This window comes from Comamonas sp. 14P8.1.4 (assembly GCF_057799285.1).
On record NZ_JBYOKN010000003.1, the window covers coordinates 249,554 to 267,675 of the forward strand.

General features: G+C 61.1%; 16 protein-coding genes. 14 read left to right on the forward strand and 2 right to left on the reverse strand.

Translation table 11 applies throughout. From position 1 onward, the window contains the following. The first annotated feature begins 36 nt into the window (after window positions 1-36). The 11 genes from leuC to accD all read left to right on the forward strand — a co-directional run bounded on the left by leuC (window position 37) and on the right by accD (window position 12,742). Window positions 37-1,458 (forward strand): 3-isopropylmalate dehydratase large subunit, encoded by a 1,422-nt coding sequence (gene leuC / locus AC27VO_RS08170; protein WP_488666208.1) that lies wholly within the window; start codon window positions 37-39, stop codon window positions 1,456-1,458. A gap of 39 nt (window positions 1,459-1,497) precedes the next feature. Continuing rightward, a complete protein-coding gene (locus tag AC27VO_RS08175; protein ID WP_219163966.1) occupies window positions 1,498-1,623 on the forward strand; it encodes an entericidin A/B family lipoprotein in 126 nt (41 codons plus the stop codon). 26 nt (window positions 1,624-1,649) lie between these two features. Beyond that, complete coding sequence (gene leuD / locus AC27VO_RS08180) at window positions 1,650-2,306, forward strand: 3-isopropylmalate dehydratase small subunit (protein ID WP_488666209.1); 657 nt, start codon at window positions 1,650-1,652, stop codon at window positions 2,304-2,306. 124 nt (window positions 2,307-2,430) lie between these two features. Continuing rightward, complete coding sequence (gene leuB, locus AC27VO_RS08185; RefSeq protein ID WP_488666210.1) at window positions 2,431-3,507, forward strand: 3-isopropylmalate dehydrogenase; 1,077 nt, start codon at window positions 2,431-2,433, stop codon at window positions 3,505-3,507. Between the two features lie 386 nt (window positions 3,508-3,893). Then, the gene (asd, locus tag AC27VO_RS08190) at window positions 3,894-5,006 is read left to right on the forward strand and encodes an aspartate-semialdehyde dehydrogenase (protein ID WP_488666211.1); all 1,113 of its coding nucleotides are present in this window, start codon (window positions 3,894-3,896) and stop codon (window positions 5,004-5,006) included. 400 nt (window positions 5,007-5,406) lie between these two features. After that, a complete protein-coding gene (locus AC27VO_RS08195) occupies window positions 5,407-8,106 on the forward strand; it encodes a motility hub landmark protein FimV (RefSeq protein ID WP_488666212.1) in 2,700 nt (899 codons plus the stop codon). Between the two features lie 52 nt (window positions 8,107-8,158). Continuing rightward, window positions 8,159-8,974, forward strand: coding sequence for a tRNA pseudouridine(38-40) synthase TruA (gene truA, locus AC27VO_RS08200; RefSeq protein WP_488666213.1), 816 nt, complete (start codon window positions 8,159-8,161; stop codon window positions 8,972-8,974). 24 nt (window positions 8,975-8,998) lie between these two features. Then, window positions 8,999-9,724, forward strand: coding sequence for a phosphoribosylanthranilate isomerase (locus AC27VO_RS08205; RefSeq protein ID WP_488666214.1), 726 nt, complete (start codon window positions 8,999-9,001; stop codon window positions 9,722-9,724). Then, window positions 9,724-10,992, forward strand: coding sequence for a tryptophan synthase subunit beta (trpB, locus tag AC27VO_RS08210; protein ID WP_488666215.1), 1,269 nt, complete (start codon window positions 9,724-9,726; stop codon window positions 10,990-10,992). The genes AC27VO_RS08205 and trpB overlap by 1 nt, the downstream gene beginning before the upstream one ends. Next, complete coding sequence (gene trpA, locus AC27VO_RS08215) at window positions 10,989-11,798, forward strand: tryptophan synthase subunit alpha (RefSeq protein WP_488666216.1); 810 nt, start codon at window positions 10,989-10,991, stop codon at window positions 11,796-11,798. The genes trpB and trpA overlap by 4 nt, the downstream gene beginning before the upstream one ends. Before the next feature lie 62 nt (window positions 11,799-11,860). Then, window positions 11,861-12,742: an acetyl-CoA carboxylase, carboxyltransferase subunit beta gene (gene accD / locus AC27VO_RS08220; RefSeq protein ID WP_488666217.1), complete on the forward strand. Its 882-nt coding sequence runs from the start codon at window positions 11,861-11,863 to the stop codon at window positions 12,740-12,742. A gap of 88 nt (window positions 12,743-12,830) precedes the next feature. Here accD and AC27VO_RS08225 read toward each other — a convergent pair whose 3' ends face one another. Further along, window positions 12,831-13,406, reverse strand: a complete 576-nt coding sequence (locus tag AC27VO_RS08225) for a YggT family protein (protein WP_488666218.1) — start codon at window positions 13,404-13,406, stop codon at window positions 12,831-12,833. Window positions 13,407-13,531: 125 nt separating this feature from the next. On the opposite strand from AC27VO_RS08225, the gene AC27VO_RS08230 reads away from it, so the two are divergent. The 3 genes from AC27VO_RS08230 to AC27VO_RS08240 all read left to right on the forward strand — a co-directional run bounded on the left by AC27VO_RS08230 (window position 13,532) and on the right by AC27VO_RS08240 (window position 16,740). Next, window positions 13,532-14,170 carry an LON peptidase substrate-binding domain-containing protein gene (locus AC27VO_RS08230; RefSeq protein WP_488666219.1) on the forward strand — a complete coding sequence of 213 codons (639 nt, stop codon included), beginning with the start codon at window positions 13,532-13,534 and terminating at the stop codon, window positions 14,168-14,170. A gap of 218 nt (window positions 14,171-14,388) precedes the next feature. Continuing rightward, window positions 14,389-15,936, forward strand: coding sequence for a lysine--tRNA ligase (gene lysS, locus AC27VO_RS08235; RefSeq protein ID WP_488666220.1), 1,548 nt, complete (start codon window positions 14,389-14,391; stop codon window positions 15,934-15,936). A 183-nt stretch (window positions 15,937-16,119) separates the two neighbouring features. After that, window positions 16,120-16,740: a mechanosensitive ion channel family protein gene (locus tag AC27VO_RS08240; RefSeq protein WP_488666423.1), complete on the forward strand. Its 621-nt coding sequence runs from the start codon at window positions 16,120-16,122 to the stop codon at window positions 16,738-16,740. Between the two features lie 116 nt (window positions 16,741-16,856). Here AC27VO_RS08240 and purT read toward each other — a convergent pair whose 3' ends face one another. Then, window positions 16,857-18,074 carry a formate-dependent phosphoribosylglycinamide formyltransferase gene (gene purT / locus AC27VO_RS08245; RefSeq protein ID WP_488666221.1) on the reverse strand — a complete coding sequence of 406 codons (1,218 nt, stop codon included), beginning with the start codon at window positions 18,072-18,074 and terminating at the stop codon, window positions 16,857-16,859. Window positions 18,075-18,122 lie beyond the last annotated feature (48 nt).

Genomic DNA, 18,122 nt, shown 5'->3' on the forward strand with positions numbered 1-18,122 from the left:
AGACAACTTCCCAACCCACGAAGACGAGAACAAGCTATGGGACGCACCCTTTACGACAAGATTTTTGACGAACACGTCATTCACACCGAGGAAGACGGCACGTCCATCCTCTATATCGACCGCCACCTGGTGCACGAAGTGACCAGCCCGCAAGCCTTTGAAGGCCTGCGCATGGCCGGGCGCAAGCTGTGGCGCATCAACTCCGTGGTGGCCACCGCAGATCACAACACCCCCACCGATGGCTGGGAGCGCGGCTACGACGGCATTGCCGACCCGATCAGCAAAGAGCAGATCGTCACGCTCAACAGCAATATTGCCGAGTTTGGCGCCGCCGCCTTCTTCCCTTTCATGGACAAGGGCCAGGGCATCGTGCACGTGATGGGCCCTGAGCAAGGCGCCACCCTGCCCGGCATGACCGTGGTGTGCGGCGACAGCCACACCTCCACCCACGGCGCGTTCGGCGCTTTGGCGCACGGCATCGGCACCTCCGAAGTCGAGCACGTGATGGCCACGCAAACGCTGTTGGCCAAAAAAGCCAAGAACATGCTGATCAGGGTCAACGGCAAAGTCGCCCCCGGCGTGACCGCCAAGGACATCGTGCTGGCCATCATCGGCAAGATCGGCACCGCCGGCGGCACGGGATACACGATTGAGTTTGCGGGTGAAGCCATCCGTGACCTGTCCATCGAAGGCCGTATGACCGTGTGCAACATGGCCATTGAAGGTGGCGCACGCGCTGGCCTGGTGGCTGTGGATGACAAGACCATCAACTACGTCAAGGGCCGTCCTCTGGCCCCCCAAGGCGCGGAATGGGATGCGGCAGTCGCCTACTGGAAGACGCTGCACTCTGATGCTGATGCCAAGTTTGACGCCGTGGTCGAACTCAACGGCGCAGACATCGTGCCGCAAGTGACTTGGGGCACCTCGCCCGAGATGGTGCTGGGCATTGACGCGACCGTGCCCGATCCGGACAAGGAAAAAGACAGCAACAAGCGCGGTGCCATCGAGCGCGCGCTGACCTATATGGCGCTGGAGCCCGGCAAGGCCCTGAACGACATCTTTGTCGACAAAGTGTTCATCGGTTCGTGCACCAACAGCCGCATTGAAGACATGCGCGAAGCCGCTGCCATGGTGAAGAAGCTGGGCCTGAAAGTGGCCAAGAACATCAAGCTGGCCATGGTGGTGCCCGGCTCCGGCCTGGTCAAAGAGCAGGCCGAGCGCGAAGGCCTGGACGCCATCTTCAAGGCCGCTGGCTTTGAATGGCGCGAACCTGGCTGCTCCATGTGCCTGGCGATGAACGCCGACCGCCTGGAGCCCGGTGAGCGCTGCGCATCGACGTCCAACCGCAACTTCGAAGGCCGTCAGGGCGCGGGTGGCCGCACCCACTTGGTCAGCCCTGCGATGGCCGCGGCTGCCGCCATCCACGGCCATTTTGTGGACATCCGCAAGTTCGCCTAAACATATCTACACAGAGACAACGAGACCGGGAGACACACCATGAAGCCTTCCTTCACGATTCTTTTGATCGGCCTGGCCTTCACGCTGGGCGCCTGCAATACCGTCCAGGGCATTGGCCAGGACGTGCAAAAAGCCGGCAACGCGATTGAACGCGCGGCCCGTTGATCTGGCTCACGAACACATCGACCGTCATGCAAAAATTCACCGTACACAAGGGCCTGGTGGCCCCCATGGACCGCGAAAACGTCGACACCGACGCCATCATTCCCAAGCAGTTCCTCAAGTCGATCAAGAAGACCGGCTTTGGCGCAAACGCGTTTGACGAATGGCGCTACCTGGACCAGCCCGGCCAGCCCGGCGTGCCCGAAGAGCAGCGCAAGCCCAACCCCGACTTCGTGCTGAACCAGCCGCGCTACAAGGGCGCGAGCGTGCTGCTCACCCGCAAGAACTTTGGCTGCGGCTCCAGCCGCGAGCACGCGCCGTGGGCGCTGGACCAGTATGGCTTCCGCGCCATCTTGGCCCCCAGCTTTGCCGACATCTTCTTTAACAACAGCTTCAAGAACGGCCTGCTGCCCATCGTGCTGCCTGAGGCCACGATCGACCTGCTGTTCCATGAAGTGAACGCCTTCCCCGGCTACGAGCTGACGATTGATCTGGAGCGCCAGGTCATCGTGCGCCCACAGGGCGAAGAAATTCCCTTTGACGTCATTCCCTTCCGCAAGTACTGCTTGCTCAACGGTTTTGACGACATCGGCCTGACCATGCGCCACGCCGACAAGATCAAGGCGTTTGAAGCCGAACGCCTGGCGCAAAAGCCCTGGCTGTCGCGCTCGCTGGTGCAAGCCTGAGCCACCCAACACCTATAAATAAATGAGCTGCTAGCGCTGGTTATTCATTGGACTTCAGATTAACTTCAATCTGAAGTCCAATGAATACAAGCGCAGATAGCTATCAAAAAAATCGAGGAACACCATGAAGATTGCAGTTTTGCCCGGTGATGGCATTGGCCCGGAAATCGTTGCAGAAGCCGTGAAAGTGCTCAACGCACTGGATCTGAACTTTGAGATGGAAACCGCCCCCGTCGGCGGTGCGGCCTACGAAGCCGCTGGCCACCCCCTCCCCCCGGCCACGCTGAAACTGGCCCAGGAAGCCGACGCCATCCTGTTCGGCGCCGTGGGCGACTGGAAGTACGACACGCTGGACCGCCCCCTGCGCCCCGAGCAAGCCATTTTGGGCCTGCGCAAGGCACTGGGCCTGTTCGCCAACTTCCGCCCTGCGATTTGCTACAAGGAACTGACCCACGCATCCAGCCTCAAGCCTGAGCTGGTGGCGGGCCTGGACATTTTGATCATCCGCGAGCTGACGGGCGACATTTACTTTGGCCAACCCCGTGGTCGCCGCATGGCCGAAGACGGTCACTTCCCCGGCACCGAAGAAGCGTTTGACACCATGCGCTACTCGCGCCCTGAGATCGAACGCATTGCCCACGTGGCCTTCCAAGCTGCACAAAAGCGCGGCAAGAAGGTCACCAGCGTGGACAAGGCCAACGTGCTCGAGACCTTCCAGTTCTGGAAAGACATCGTCACAGAAATTGGCAAGCAGTACCCCGACGTCGCTTTGGACCACATGTACGTGGACAACGCCGCCATGCAACTGGTCAAAGAACCCAAGCGCTTTGACGTGGTGGTGACTGGCAATATGTTTGGCGACATCTTGTCCGACGAAGCCTCCATGCTGACCGGCTCCATCGGCATGCTGCCTTCGGCATCGCTTAACAGCAAAGGCCAAGGTCTGTATGAACCCAGCCACGGCTCGGCACCTGACATTGCCGGCAAAGGCATTGCCAACCCACTGGCCACTATTCTTTCGGCAGCGATGATGCTGCGCTTCTCGCTGAACCAAGAAGCGGCAGCACAAAAGATCGAAGCGGCCGTGCAAAAGGTGTTGGCCGATGGCCTGCGCACTGCCGACATCTACAGCGAAGGCACGACCAAGGTCTCTACCCGCGAAATGGGTGATGCCGTGGTGGCTGCACTGGCTGCGGTCTAACACCACCAAGCCGCGTTGCAGCCATGCCGCGCGGTTTGGTGGGTGCAGCTAAAGCCTGCACAGAAATTTTCAGGTGGCGTGACGGCGCTTTGCCGTCACAATGCCCCCACATAGCGCTGCGGCTCGCAGAGATTAGATTCTCTAAAGCCGCATTAGTTAAGCTACAATCCGCACATCATGTTTGCCGCCCACTCCCTCATCGCCTCTACAAAAACTGCCTTGCTGGCAGATGTGGCCGTGCGCGCAGCAACCATTACGACGACGATTAAAGGCTGACCCAGCCCGGTTCGTCGCGCGCCCTCTTACCGGCCAGACGAGCCGGACTGCAAAGCCAGATTGAGCACTTCACATCTGTTTTCGCAACTTCTTATTAGGGCGTTTCAAAAATGAGCAAGCAATTGGTAGGTTTGGTGGGCTGGCGCGGCATGGTCGGTTCCGTGTTGATGGACCGTATGCAAGCCGAAGGGGACTTCGCGCTGATCGAGCCGGTGTTCTTCTCCACCTCCAACGCCGGCGGCAAGGCCCCCGCGATGGCAACGGTGCACACCCAGTTGAAGGACGCCAACGACATCGCCGAGCTGTCCAAGTGCGACATCATCATCACCTGCCAAGGTGGTGACTACACCAAGGAAGTGTTCCCCAAGATCCGCGCTACAGGCTGGCAAGGTCACTGGATCGACGCTGCATCTTCCCTGCGCATGGAAGACAACGCCGTCATCGTGCTGGACCCCGTCAATGACGACCTGATCCAAAAGAAGCTGGCTGCAGGCGGCAAGAACTGGATTGGCGGCAACTGCACCAACTCCATCTTGCTGATGGGCCTGGGCGGCTTGTTCAAGGCCGGTCTGGTGGAGTGGGTCTCTTCCATGACCTACCAAGCCGCCTCGGGTGGCGGTGCCAACCACATGCGCGAGTTGCTCAAGGGCATGGGCGTGGTGCACGCTGCCGTGGCCGATGAACTGGCAACGCCCGCTTCCGCTATTTTGGACATCGACCGCAAGGTGGCGCAAACCATCCGCACCGATGTGCCCACCGAATTCTTCGGCGCACCTTTGGCCGGCGGTCTGATCCCCTGGATCGACGTGCAGCTGCCCAACGGCCAGTCCAAAGAAGAGTGGAAGGGCCAGGCCGAGGTCAACAAGATCCTTGGCACCGACGCCACCATCCCGGTCGACGGTTTGTGCGTGCGCATTGGCGCCATGCGCTGCCACTCACTGGCTTTGACACTGAAGCTGAAGAAGGACCTGCCTTTGGCCGAGATCGAAGCACTGATCAAGAGCGGCAACCCCTGGGTCAAGTTCGTGGCCAACGACCGCGCAGAAACCGTCAAGAAACTGACCCCAGCGGCGACCACCGGCGGACTGGAAGTGGCCGTGGGCCGCGTGCGCAAGCTGAACATGGGCCCTGAGTATCTGTCGGCTTTCGTGATCGGCGACCAGCTGCTGTGGGGTGCTGCCGAACCTCTGCGCCGCATGCTGCGCATTCTGCTGGCCAAGTAATCACTGCCTTACGGCTGATGCCACACCCAGAGGAAGCTTCGGCTTCCTTTTTTTGTGCCTGCGTGCGGCGGCAGGTTGTCGCCGTCTGACAACATTGCGTAACAATGCGCAGCATCAAACATGGGTCAACCCAAGGCTTCGCGCAGAATCGCTGAGTCAGGGCGCAATGGCGGCAGCTTCCCTCTGGGAGGGGCGCTGCGCTTGTCATAATCACGCCTTTGCTAGCATGCTGCCTCGGCCAAGCCTTGCTTTTTCGCGCTTTGGCCTTGCTTGTCACCCTCTGGCAATACTGCTAATGTCTTTGCCAATGCCGCCTTCAGTGGGAGAGACTGTTTGCGGCACTCCATAAGAACACCCGCCGTCTTCAGTTCGGCACAACATTTTGAACGTGACCACCACCATGCATCGTTGGAAACTTTCAGCCTTGGCCGCAGCCGTCTTTGTTTCTGCTGCACTGACTACCACCGATGCGTCTGCTTTGGCCCTGGGCACATTGAGCGTGCGCTCGGCATTGGGCGAAAACCTGAACGCTGAAATCAGCATCCCTCAAGCTACTACCGCTGAACTCAACAGTCTTGTGGCCCGCATGGCCTCGGCCGAAACTTTCCGCGCACAGGGACTGGACTTCAGCAACGCCGCACGTGCCATCCAGATTCAGTTGCACCGCAATGCCGATGGCACGGCCAGCTTGCGCTTGAGCAGCAACGCCCCGATTCAGGACCCCTTTGTCGATCTGGTGCTGGAGACACAATGGAGCACCGGTCATCTGGTGCGCAGCTACACCTTGCTGCTGGACCCTCCCGCCTCGCAGCGCACCACCACGGCGCCAACGGCTGCACCACAGGTTGCAGCACCCGCTTCGGCAGGCGGCCAGACGGGCCCGCAGCCCAAGCGCACAGCGGCAAGCACACAGCGCCCCAACCCAGACGCTGCGGCCACGGGCGAAGAGGCCAGCACCCGCGTGCGCGCTGGCGATACCGCCGGTCGCATCGCCAATGCCAACCGCCCTGCAGGTGTTTCGCTGGATCAAATGCTGGTCGCCATGCTGCGCAGCAGCCCGGAAGCTTTCATCAACGGCAACGTCAACCGTATCCGCGCCGGTGCCGTGGTGCAGATGCCCAGCCGCGAGCAAGCGCTGGAAACTTCGACCTCCGAGGCCCGCCAAATCGTTGCCGCGCAAAGCCGTGACTTCAACGCCTACCGCCGCAGCCTGGCATCTAAGGCCCCGCAAGCCACCGTGCAGGCCGCTGACCGCAGCTCTGGCGGGCAAGTGCAAGCGCACGTGGCAGAAAGCCGTCCTGCTGCGGAGACACCGGACAAGCTGACCCTCTCCAAGGGTGCCGTACAAACTGCGGCAGCAGAAGCCAAGCTGGCCGAGCAAAAGCAAGCCAACGACCAAGACAACCGCCTGAACGAGCTGCAGCGCAATCTGGCTGAGCTGAACGATCTGGCCCAAAACTCTACTCCTGCCGCACCTGCGACTGCTGCAGCGTCTCCTGCAGCGACAGCCCCGGCTGCGACAACACCAGCCCCCGCTGCGGACGCCGAAGCGCCCGCCGCTCCTGCCGTGGAAGTGCCCAATGCCACCGCCGCTGCGGCAACGGAAGTCGCATCGTCTGCCGTAGAAGCTGGCGCTGCGCCCGCTGCAGAAGCTGCGGCCCCGGCCGCCGAAGCCGCTCCTGCCGCAGAAGCGCCCAAGCCCGCCCCCAAGAAGCCCAAGCCAGCTATTACGCCACCCGCACCGCAGCCTGAGCCTTCGATGGTGGATGAGCTGCTGGAAAACCCACTGGTACCCGCAGGCGCAGGTTTGGTGGCCTTGCTGCTGGGCTTGCTGGGCTACTCCGCCTGGAAGCGCCGCCGTGCGACCCAGGCCGCACCAGACCCCAGCATGGGCGACAGCCAGCTGCAACCCGACTCCTTCTTTGGCAGCAGCGGTGGCCAGCAAGTTGACACCAGCAGCGCCGAATCTGGCGCGTCCACCATGGCGTATTCGCCCAGCCAATTGGATGGCGGCGGCGATGTTGACCCCGTGGCCGAAGCCGATGTCTACCTGGCTTATGGCCGCGATGTACAGGCCGAAGAAATTCTGAAAGAAGCGCTGCGCAGCCAGCCCGATCGCTTGTCCATCCATGTCAAGCTGGCTGAAATCTGCGTCAAACGCCACGATATCAAGGGCCTGGAAGCCATTGCCCGCGGCATGCAAGCTGCCAGCGGTGGCCAGGGTCCTGAATGGCAACGCGTGGTGGAGATGGGCCGCCACATGGACCCTACCCACCCCTTCTTTGCCTCCGCCCAAACCCCGGACGGCGGTGCCAGCAGCAAGCCCACCTCGGCCTTTGCCGCAGCGCTGAGTTCGGTCAAGCCTGAGCAGACCAAAGGCGCAGCTGCCGCCGCCAGCGCTGCAGCAGTCACCGCTGCGGCCGTCCAGCAACTGCCTGATATCGATCTGAACCTGGATTTGCCCGATAACGGCCTGTCCAGCACACCCGCCACATCTGCACAACCTGCAGCAGCTGCAACGCGGCCGTCCGATGCAGACTTTGCCGCGCTGGAGCTGCCCAGCACCCTGGACAGCCAGCTCGATGTAGCAGCAGCGCCAGCGGACTTTGATCCCCCCACTCTGGTGCAAGACACGCTGATGGCAGAAGACCCCAGCGCGCAAGGCCTGAGCGACCTAGACCTGGATCTGTCCAGCTTTGACATTCCAGTCACACCGCCACCTGCCAGCCCCGCAGCCCGCGAAGAAGCGGCGCCCGCACTGGATATGGGTCTGGATTTCAATCTGGATGCGCCCGCCGCCCCCCTGCCTGTCACTGAACCCGCAGCGCCCCAGGCACCTGCCGCAGCCAGCACCGATGGCTTGGACTTTGACCTGAGTTCCCTCAATTTGGACTTGGGTGCTCCCGCAGCGCCTGCAGCCGCTGCAGAGCCCGTGCACAATCTCGCCGAAGATCCCCTGTCGACCAAACTGGATTTGGCGCAGGAATTCAACTCTATCGGCGACAGCGAAGGTGCCCGCGCCTTGATCGAGGAAGTGCTGGCAGAAGCCAGCGGCCCGCTCAAAGCCCGCGCACAAAAGATGCTGTCTGAAATTGATTGATGCACAGCATTTTTTCTGAAGCGGCCTGCGGGCCGCTTCCCCTGGAGCCCGTATGCGCATAGCCCTCGGGGTGAGCTACAACGGCCAGACCTACAACGGCTGGCAAAGCCAAACGAACGGCAACACCGTTCAAGACAAACTCGAAGCGGCCTTGGGCCGCTTTGCTACTCAAAAGGTCTCCACTTTGTGTGCAGGCCGCACGGATTCTGGTGTGCATGGCCTGATGCAGGTGGTGCACTTTGACACGGCGCTGCAGCGCCCCGAGAGTGCCTGGGTTCGTGGCACCAACACTTTTTTGCCCTCAGATATCGCGGTGCAATGGGCACGTGAAGTGCCCGATGCCTTCCACAGCCGCGCCTGTGCCACCTCACGCCGCTATGCCTATGTGCTGCTGCAGTCGCCCGTGCGCCCCAGTGTGGAAGCCGGGCGTGTCGGCTGGGTGTTCAACGCACTCGACGGTGATGCCATGCGCCAGGCTGCGGCCTGTTTGATCGGTGAGCATGATTTCTCCTCCTTTCGCGCCTCAGCCTGCCAGGCCTTGACACCCGTCAAGACCTTGCACCGCCTGGACATCACCCGCCGCAGCGTGGCGCCGTCGCTGCACCGCGAGATGGAGTGCTGCTACTGGCGTTTTGAGTTTGAGGGCAGCGCCTTCTTGCACCACATGGTGCGCAACATCATGGGCTGCCTGATTGCGATTGGCGACGGCTCCTACGGCCCAGAATGGATGGCCGAGGTGCTGGCAGCGCGTTCGCGCGATGCCGCCGCCCCCACGTTCTCGCCCCATGGCTTGTATTTCATGGGTCCGGTCTACGATGCCCAGTGGAATCTGCCAGACCACGCCCCCGGTTTCGACTGGTTGCCTTAAGTATTCAATCTGCCTCTAGCCCTTATGCAACAAGCGCTGACAGCTCCTATTTCCCGCACACGCATCAAAGTCTGCGGGCTGACGCGCGAGTGTGATGTGGACGCTGCTGTCGCCGCCGGGGTGGATGCACTGGGCTTTGTGCTCTATGCACCCAGCCCGCGAGCCGTCACGCTGGAGCGCGCTGCGCAGCTGGCCCAGCGCTTGCCACCGTTCATCACGCCCGTCTTGCTCTTCGTCAACGCCAGCGTGGCCGAAGTGCAGGCGGCCTTGCATGCCATCCCGCATGCTTTGCTGCAGTTTCATGGCGATGAGACCCCGGAAATCTGTGCGCAGGCCACAGACAACGGCCGTCATCGCTTTGTGCGCGCAGCACGCATTCCCCTTGGTGACGGCGCCCGTGACTTTGACCTCGTAAAATACGCCCATCATTACTCTCAGGCCCAGGCCATCTTGCTGGACGCCCATGTGGACGGCTACGGTGGTGCAGGCAAAGCATTCAATTGGTCACTCCTGCCAACAAGCGTCAACGCTCACCTCGTCTTGTCTGGTGGGCTTACGCCTGCAAACGTGACCGATGGCATCCGCCAGGTGCGACCCCGCTGCCTGTCTTTGGCAGTTGATGTCAGCTCCGGCGTGGAAGCCACCAGCCCTGAAGGCACACCGCTCAAGGGCATCAAGGATGCTGAAAAAATTCAACGCTTCGTCGCCGCTGTACGCGCCGCCGACGCCCAAATTGCCCCCCAATCCTGATGTTTGAATACTCTTACCCCGATGCCAACGGCCACTTTGGCCCCTATGGCGGCAGCTTTGCCAGTGAAACCCTGACACACGCGCTGTCCGAGTTGCGCGCGGCCTATGCCAAGTACCAGAACGATCCCGAGTTCATCGCTGAATTCAAGTCGGAGCTGGCCCACTTTGTGGGACGCCCCTCCCCCGTCTACCACGCGGCCCGCATGTCGCGTGAAATGGGTGGCGCGCAAATCTATCTGAAGCGCGAAGACCTCAACCACACGGGCGCCCACAAGATCAACAATGTGATCGGTCAGGCCATGCTGGCCAAGCGCATGGGCAAGCCCCGCGTGATCGCCGAAACGGGCGCTGGCCAGCACGGCGTGGCCACCGCCACCATCTGCGCGCGCTATGGCCTCGAATGCATCGTGTACATGGGTGCAGAGGACGTGAAGCGCCAAAGCCCCAATGTCTACCGCATGAAGTTGCTGGGCGCCACGGTGATTCCGGTGGAATCGGGCTCCAAGACCCTCAAGGATGCGCTCAACGAAGCCATGCGTGACTGGGTGGCGAATGTGGACAACACCTTCTACATCATCGGCACGGTAGCCGGCCCTGCACCCTACCCCGCGATGGTGCGCGACTTCCAGAGCGTGATCGGTGAAGAGTGCCTGACGCAGATGCCCGAAATCTTCACGGAATTGAAGATGGCCAATGAGCAGCCCGACGCGGTCGTCGCCTGCGTGGGCGGTGGCTCCAATGCCATGGGCATCTTCTACCCCTACATCCCCTACGAGCACACCCAGCTGATCGGCGTGGAAGCGGCTGGTGAGGGTCTGGAAACGGGCAAGCATTCGGCCTCGCTGCAAAAAGGCAGCTCCGGCGTGCTGCACGGCAACCGCACCTTCATCATGCAGGACGATAACGGCCAAGTGCTAGAGACACACTCCATCAGCGCTGGCCTGGACTACCCCGGTGTCGGGCCTGAACACGCCTGGCTGCAGGAGCTTGGCCGTGCCCAGTACGTGGGCATTACCGATCAGGAAGCGCTGCATGCCTTCCACTACCTGTGCCGCGCCGAAGGCATCATTCCCGCGCTGGAATCCAGCCATGCCGTGGCCTACGCCATGAAGCTGGCCAAAACCATGAAGCCCGAACAATCCATCTTGGTCAGCCTGTCTGGCCGTGGTGACAAAGACATCGGCACGGTGGCTGATCTGTCGGGTGAAGATTTTTATGACCGCCCTTCCATGCGCGGTCTGACCGTCAAGGGAGGGCCTGCTGCATGAGCCGCATTGCCGCCACATTTGAAAAACTGAATGCCGAAGGCCGCAAGGCGCTGATTCCTTTCGTGACCGCAGGCTTTCCGTTTGCGGCCATCACCCCATCGCTGATGCACGGCATGGTGGAAGCGGGCTCCGACATCATTGAGCTGGGCATGCCCTTCTCCGACCCCATGGCCGACGGCCCGGTCATCCAGAAGGCGGGCGACCGCGCGATTGCCAATGGCGTGGGCCTCAAGCATGTACTGGCCTATGTGCGCGAGTTCCGCCAGAAGAACCACACCACGCCCGTGGTGCTGATGGGCTATGCCAACCCGGTAGAGCGCTACGACCAGATCCACGGTGAAGATGCCTTCATCAACGACGCGGCCGAAGCAGGCGTCGATGGCGTGCTGGTGGTGGACTACCCGCCGGAAGAAAGCGAAGTCTTTGCCGCCAAACTGCGCGCCAAGGACATGGACCAGATCTTCCTGCTGGCCCCAACCAGCACCGATGAGCGTATCCAGCAAGTGGCACGCATTGCCAGCGGCTATGTGTACTATGTCTCGCTCAAGGGTGTGACCGGCTCCAGCGCCCTGGATGTGGATGCCGTGGCAGCCATGATGCAGCGCATCAAGCAGCACGTCACCCTGCCCGTGGGCGTCGGCTTTGGCATTCGCGATGGCCAAACCGCCCACGCAGTCGCCCAAGTGGCGGACGCTGCCATCATTGGCAGCAAGATCATCCAATTGCTGGAAGATCAACCCCACGAAAAAATTGTCCCACTGGCCATTGATTTCTTGCGCGGTGTGCGCAAAACGATGGATGCATAATGCGCCCCTTGGCCCTCGCGCATCCGCAGGGCCAAGTGAGATTGCCTTGAAGAGGAAACCGTATGTCCTGGCTTGAAAAACTCCTGCCTGCCAAAATTCAGCAAACCGAAGCCAAGGATCGCACCCAGCAGATCCCGGAAGGCCTGTGGATCAAGTGCCCCAGCTGCGAATCGGTGCTGTACAAGACGGATCTGGAAAGCAACCAGAACGTATGCCCCACCTGTGGTCACCACCACCGCATTGGCGCGCGCGCCCGCCTGAACCACTTCCTGGACGGCGAAGGCCGCTATGAAATCGGCCAGGAAGTCATTCCTGTTGACCCCTTGAAGTTCCAGGACAGCCGCAAGTACCCCCAGCGCCTCAAAGAAGCGCTGGAGAACACGGGCGAAACCGATGCACTGATCGTCATGGGTGGCACCGTCAAGGGCATCGAGATGGTCGTGGCCTGCTTTGAATTCGACTTCATGGGCGGCTCCATGGGCTCTGTCGTGGGCGAGCGCTTTGTGCGCGGTGTCGAGACCGCCATCGAGCAAAAGGTACCGTTCCTGTGCTTTACCGCCACCGGCGGTGCGCGCATGCAAGAAGGTTTGCTCTCCCTGATGCAAATGGCCAAGACCAATGCCGCACTGACCCGCCTGGCCAAGAAGGGCCTGCCCTACATCTCCGTGCTGACCGACCCCACCATGGGCGGTGTTTCGGCCGGTTTTGCCTTTGTGGGTGATGTGGTCATGGCCGAACCCAAGGCCTTGATCGGTTTTGCGGGTCCCCGCGTGATTGAAACCACCGTGCGCGTCAAGCTGCCCGAAGGTTTCCAGCGCTCGGAATTCCTGCAAGACAAGGGTGCCGTGGACATGATCGTCGACCGCCGCGAGCTGCGCGACACCGTGGCCACCACACTGGCCATGCTGCAGCGCCTGCCCGCCGATGCGGTGGTGCAAGACTAAGCGCTGCGCTGCCCATCAAAAAAGGCTCCTGATCAGGAGCCTTTTTTTACGCCCCATGCAGCATGGGGCTGTCGTGAGATGCCTGATTTCAGCGCGCCATCACCAGGCCGCTCATGCCCGCCAGCACGTTGAACTGCAGATTGCCCAGCACCATCATCAACACCTGCAGCACCACAATCGCGACCAGTGCCGACAGGTCCACGCCGCCCACCAGGGGAATCAGCTTGCGCAGCGGGCGCAGCAGTGGCTCGCTCAAGCGGTACAAGATGCTGGCAACAGGCGACTGCGGCTGCACCCAGGACAAGATGGCATAGACAATCAAAATCCCGATCAAGCCCGTCAACACCATCCGCAGCAGGCCAAACAGCGCCAGCACCAACACCGTGAAGGGGCTGCCCACAGCGCCCATCAACAGCCACAGCAGCACATACTGCACCAGCATCACCAAGCAGGCACCCAGCAGGCTGGACAGGTCGTACTTGGTGCGGTTGGGAATGATTTTGCGCAGCGGCATCACCAGCCAGTCAGACAGCGCAAATACCAGCTGCCCCACCGGGTTGTTGAACGGAATACGCTGAGCTTGCATGTACAGACGCAGCAGGCAAGCGCCAGCCACCAGGCCACACACCACCTCCAGCAAGAATTGAAGAATTTGAACCATCATGGAGATCAAAAGGTTGGATCACTACGTGAATAAAAACACCCTGCATGCAATGCAGCGCGGCTTCAGCCTACGCGCTAGCGCATGCACTGCAGGCCATCATAGCCAGCGTAATGCCGCTATCGACCATGACTTCTCCGCTGACGCTGGTTTCTCTGCCACTTTTTCCCCTGCACACCGTGCTTTTTCCAGGAGGGGCGCTGCCTTTGCGCGTCTTTGAAGCACGTTACCGCACGATGGTGCGTTGCTGCCGTGAGCAAGGTGCGCCCTTTGGGGTCGTCACCCTCCTCAGCGGTGGCGAGGTGCACAACCCCCAGGCACCCCAGGAACGCTTTCATGGCGTGGGCACCATTGCCGAGATCCAGACCGTGGTGCCGCTGAGCACCGGGCTGGAGCTGCTGCAGTGCAAAGGCATCGATCGCTTTCGCATCACCCAGTCACACCGGCTGACCAGCGGGCTGTGGGTGGCAGATGTGCAGTTGATCGCCGCAGACTTGCCCACCCCTGTTCCCGATGATTTGCAACACAGCGTGACCGCATTGCGCCACGTGCTGCAGCGCTTGCCGCAGCACCACCTGGACAGCGGCGACGACACCCGTTTTGCCGACTGCAGCTGGGTGGCCAACCGCTGGTGTGAACTGTTCCCGATGGATGAACGCCTGCAGCTGCAATTGCTAGAAATTGACAGTCCCCTGCTGCGTCTGGAGCTCGTCACCGACGTGCTGGAAAAAGCGGGCATTCTGCCCATGCAGCATATAAAAACATAGCAGCTTGCGCTCCACCCTCCTTGACTTCAATATCCTTCATCTATCAAAACCTTCAAATACAAGCGCTTGGCGCTCATTTTTTGATGATTTGCACGGTGACTTTCCGCGCTTTCAGACCCAAAGTGCCGTGATTGCACACACTGCATGCCGAGGCTGCGCAAAAAAACTAAAATCTCCTGTTTTGGCTTGTCTCCTCAGCCCCCGCGCTGCGCTCATCCATGTCTGAACATCAAAATACTCCCGAGGCAGAAGTCGCTGCCCCCCAAGACGAAAACAAACTGATCGCTGAGCGCCGCGAAAAACTGAAAGCCTTGCGCGAAACCGCCAAGGCTGCTGGTACTGCCGCGTTCCCCAACGACTTCAAGCCTGCCAACCGCGCGCTGCCTTTGATTGAAGCCCATGGCGAAAAGGAAGCCGAGGCCCTGGAAGCAGAAGCCCTGACCGTGTCCGTGGGCGGGCGCATGATGCTCAAGCGCGTCATGGGCAAGGCCAGCTTTGCCACCGTGCAAGACGCCACCGGCCGCATTCAGGCTTACGTCACCCGCGACGCCGTGGGTGAAGAGGTCTACGCCGACTTCAAAAAGTGGGACCTGGGCGACATCATCGCCATCGAAGGCACACTGATGAAGACCAAGACCGGCGAGCTGTCGATCAAGGCCACCAAAATTCGCCTGCTGACCAAGAGTCTGCGCCCCATGCCCGACAAGTTCCACGGCATGGCTGATCCAGAGCAGAAGGTGCGCCAGCGCTACGTGGATCTGATGATGAACGAAGACGCACGCAAGCGCTTCGTAGCCCGCTCCAAGGCCGTGGCCGGCATCCGCGACTTCATGGTCGATCACGGCTTCCTGGAAGTCGAAACCCCCATGCTGCACCCCATCCCTGGTGGTGCCAACGCCAAGCCGTTCATCACGCACCACAACGCGCTCGACCAAGAGATGTACCTGCGCATTGCGCCGGAGCTGTACTTGAAGCGCCTGATCGTCGGTGGCTTTGAGCGCGTGTTTGAGATCAACCGCAACTTCCGCAACGAAGGTGTGTCGGTGCGTCACAACCCCGAGTTCACCATGATGGAGTTCTACGCCACGTACTGGGACTACCAGGACCTGATGAACTACACCGAACAGCTGATCCGCGACGCCGCCATGAAGGCCGTGGGCACGCTGGAGTGCAGCTACGGCGGCAAGCCCGTCGATCTGACCAAGCCATTTGAACGCCTGACCATCCCAGAAGCCATCGTCAAGTACACCGAGGCCGGTGACAACGTGACCAACCGCGACTGGCTGACCAATGCGCTCAAGAAGCTGGGCATGAACGAAGAAAAGGACAAGCTGTCCACCCGTTCGCTGGCCAGCCTGCAAGTGCTGTACTTTGAAGAAGTGGTCGAAGAGAAGCTGTGGAACCCCACCTTCATCATGGAACACCCCACCGAAATCTCGCCGCTGGCCCGCGCCAACGACGAGCGCCCCGAGGTGACCGAGCGCTTTGAGCTGTACATCACTGGCCGTGAATTCGGTAACGGCTTCTCCGAGCTGAACGACGCCGAAGATCAAGCTGCCCGTTTCAATGCCCAGGTGGAAGCCAAGGACGGCGGCGACGACGAAGCCATGTACTTCGACCACGACTTTGTGCGCGCCCTGGAATACGGCATGCCCCCCACAGGCGGCTGCGGTATCGGTATCGACCGCCTGCTGATGCTGCTCACCGACAGCGCCAGCATCCGCGACGTGATTCTGTTCCCCGCCCTGCGCCGCGAACAGGTCTAAGCACTACGCACTGCGCCTGAACAAGGGACCCACCCGGGTCCCTTTTCATTTTGTGTAACAACATGAACCACCCGCAGCAGCGGGCAGTTTCGTTAGTATCCGAAGAAGCACACCGTTTTGAATCTACCGACCGTGACTCTGATTGACCGTTTTTCAAGCCTGCGAACCCGCCTTCCCTCCTGGATGCAGGACTGGCTGGATGTGGCCGTTCCCATGTTGCAGATCCTGCTCATCGTGGTGGTGGCCTGGCTGCTGCACCGCCTGTTCAAGCGGGTGATCCAGCGCGCCAGTGCGCACTATGAGTTTCCGCATGAGCTGCTCATGCCCATCCACACCGTGGTGCGCTGGCTGATCTTTGCGGGTTCCTTGCTGCTGATTCTGGAGCGCCTGGGCGTCTCGGCCAGTGTGCTGTGGTCCGCCTTCACCGGCTTTGCCACCGTGGGTGCGGTGGCCTTCTTTGCCGCATGGAGCGTGCTGTCCAACCTGTTTTGTGCCTTCCTGATCTTCACCGTGGGCCCCTTCCGTGTGGGTGATCACATTGAAGTGCTGGACACGGCTGAAAAACCCGGCGCACTGGGTCGTGTGTGCGACATCAACCTGCTCTACACCACGCTGGAAGATTCCACCGCATCCGAGCCCGGCACCTTGATCCAGATCCCCAATGCGCTGATCTTCCAGCGTGTGGTCCGGCGCTGGCGCATGGGCACCCCCGTGCCCGCCGAGCGATTGCACAAGCACACACCACCGGCGCCCGATGTGGCGGCTGAACCCACCCCAGCGCCAAAATCCGCGACCTTCCCCTGAAAATTCAGGACGCTGAAAACCGAAAAGCCACCACCTTTGATGCAAAGGTGGTGGCTTTTTTTAAGCATGTTTAAGGCCTTCAGCGCTGATACAGCCTACGCTTTCAGCTCTCATTTTCAAGGCTTGCGCGGCTTGACCTTGCTGGCGGCCAGCTTGGCGGTGGTACGGGCCTGCTCCACATCGGCGGCACGCGCCAGCGCCACGCCCATGCGGCGCTTCACAAAGCTCTCGGGCTTGCCGAAAAGGCGCAGGTCGGTTCCCGGAATCGCCAGCGCCTCATCGACGCCGTCAAACACCAGACCTTCGGCGTCTTGGCCGCCGTAGATCACGGCGCTGGCACCGGGGTTGCGCAAGCTGGTGTCCACCGGCAGGCCCAGGATGGCGCGGGCATGCAGCTCAAATTCGCTCTGCCACTGCGTGCACAGCGTGACCAGGCCAGTGTCGTGCGGGCGCGGCGAGACTTCGCTGAACCACACTTGCTCGCCCTTCACAAACAGCTCCACGCCAAACAGGCCCAGGCCGCCCAGGTTGTCGGTCACGGCCTTGGCAATCTGCTGCGACTTGGCTTGCGCGCTGGCCGACATGGGGTGGGGTTGCCAGCTTTCCACATAGTCGCCGACCTGCTGTATGTGGCCCACGGGGTCGCAGAAATGGGTGGCAATCTGGCCATCCGCGCCCTTGGCGCGCACCGTCAGCTGGGTGATTTCGTAGTCAAAGTCGATAAAGCCTTCGACGATCACGCGGCCCTTGGCCACGCGGCCGCCAGCCATGGCGTAGTCCCAGGCTTTTTGCACATCGTCCGGGCCGTCGATCTTGCTCTGGCCCTTGCCGGAGCTGCTCATCACCGGCTTGACCACGCAGGGGTAGCCGATGGCGCTCTGGCCATCGGTGCCATCAATGGCGGCTTGCAGCTCTTCGGCGGAATCGCAAAAGCGGTAGGGGCTGGTGGGCAGGCCCAGCGTCTCTGCAGCCAGACGGCGGATGCCTTCGCGGTCCATCGTCAGGCGCGTGGCACGGGCCGTGGGAATGACGGTGACCACACCGGCAGCTTCCAACTCTTCGAGCATGGGCGTGGCAATGGCTTCGATCTCGGGCACCACCAAGTCAGGCTTTTCGGCCTCGATCAGCGCCTTGAGCTGCGCTGGATCGCTCATGGCGATGGTGCGCGCATGGTGGGCCACTTGCTGGCCGGGCGCGTTCTCGTAGCGGTCTACCGCAATGGTTTCTACGCCCAGGCGCTGCAAGGCGATCAGCACTTCCTTGCCCAATTCGCCGCTGCCCAGCAGCATGACTTTGGTGGCGTGGGGGGTGAGAGGGGTTCCGAGGGTTGTCATAGGGGTTTTCCGTCCAGCCAATGAGCGCAGAGCGCTCTCATTTTTAAT

What these genes read in the sequence shown, in the direction of transcription:
- leuC (WP_488666208.1), top strand. Translation starts at nt 37, where the DNA reads ATGGGACGCACCCTTTACGACAAGATTTTTGACGAACACGTCATTCAC.
- AC27VO_RS08175 (WP_219163966.1), top strand. Translation starts at nt 1,498, where the DNA reads ATGAAGCCTTCCTTCACGATTCTTTTGATCGGCCTGGCCTTCACGCTG.
- leuD (WP_488666209.1), top strand. Translation starts at nt 1,650, where the DNA reads ATGCAAAAATTCACCGTACACAAGGGCCTGGTGGCCCCCATGGACCGC.
- leuB (WP_488666210.1), top strand. Translation starts at nt 2,431, where the DNA reads ATGAAGATTGCAGTTTTGCCCGGTGATGGCATTGGCCCGGAAATCGTT.
- asd (WP_488666211.1), top strand. Translation starts at nt 3,894, where the DNA reads ATGAGCAAGCAATTGGTAGGTTTGGTGGGCTGGCGCGGCATGGTCGGT.
- AC27VO_RS08195 (WP_488666212.1), top strand. Translation starts at nt 5,407, where the DNA reads ATGCATCGTTGGAAACTTTCAGCCTTGGCCGCAGCCGTCTTTGTTTCT.
- truA (WP_488666213.1), top strand. Translation starts at nt 8,159, where the DNA reads ATGCGCATAGCCCTCGGGGTGAGCTACAACGGCCAGACCTACAACGGC.
- AC27VO_RS08205 (WP_488666214.1), top strand. Translation starts at nt 8,999, where the DNA reads ATGCAACAAGCGCTGACAGCTCCTATTTCCCGCACACGCATCAAAGTC.
- trpB (WP_488666215.1), top strand. Translation starts at nt 9,724, where the DNA reads ATGTTTGAATACTCTTACCCCGATGCCAACGGCCACTTTGGCCCCTAT.
- trpA (WP_488666216.1), top strand. Translation starts at nt 10,989, where the DNA reads ATGAGCCGCATTGCCGCCACATTTGAAAAACTGAATGCCGAAGGCCGC.
- accD (WP_488666217.1), top strand. Translation starts at nt 11,861, where the DNA reads ATGTCCTGGCTTGAAAAACTCCTGCCTGCCAAAATTCAGCAAACCGAA.
- AC27VO_RS08225 (WP_488666218.1), bottom strand. Translation starts at nt 13,406, where the DNA reads ATGATGGTTCAAATTCTTCAATTCTTGCTGGAGGTGGTGTGTGGCCTG.
- AC27VO_RS08230 (WP_488666219.1), top strand. Translation starts at nt 13,532, where the DNA reads ATGACTTCTCCGCTGACGCTGGTTTCTCTGCCACTTTTTCCCCTGCAC.
- lysS (WP_488666220.1), top strand. Translation starts at nt 14,389, where the DNA reads ATGTCTGAACATCAAAATACTCCCGAGGCAGAAGTCGCTGCCCCCCAA.
- AC27VO_RS08240 (WP_488666423.1), top strand. Translation starts at nt 16,120, where the DNA reads ATGCAGGACTGGCTGGATGTGGCCGTTCCCATGTTGCAGATCCTGCTC.
- purT (WP_488666221.1), bottom strand. Translation starts at nt 18,074, where the DNA reads ATGACAACCCTCGGAACCCCTCTCACCCCCCACGCCACCAAAGTCATG.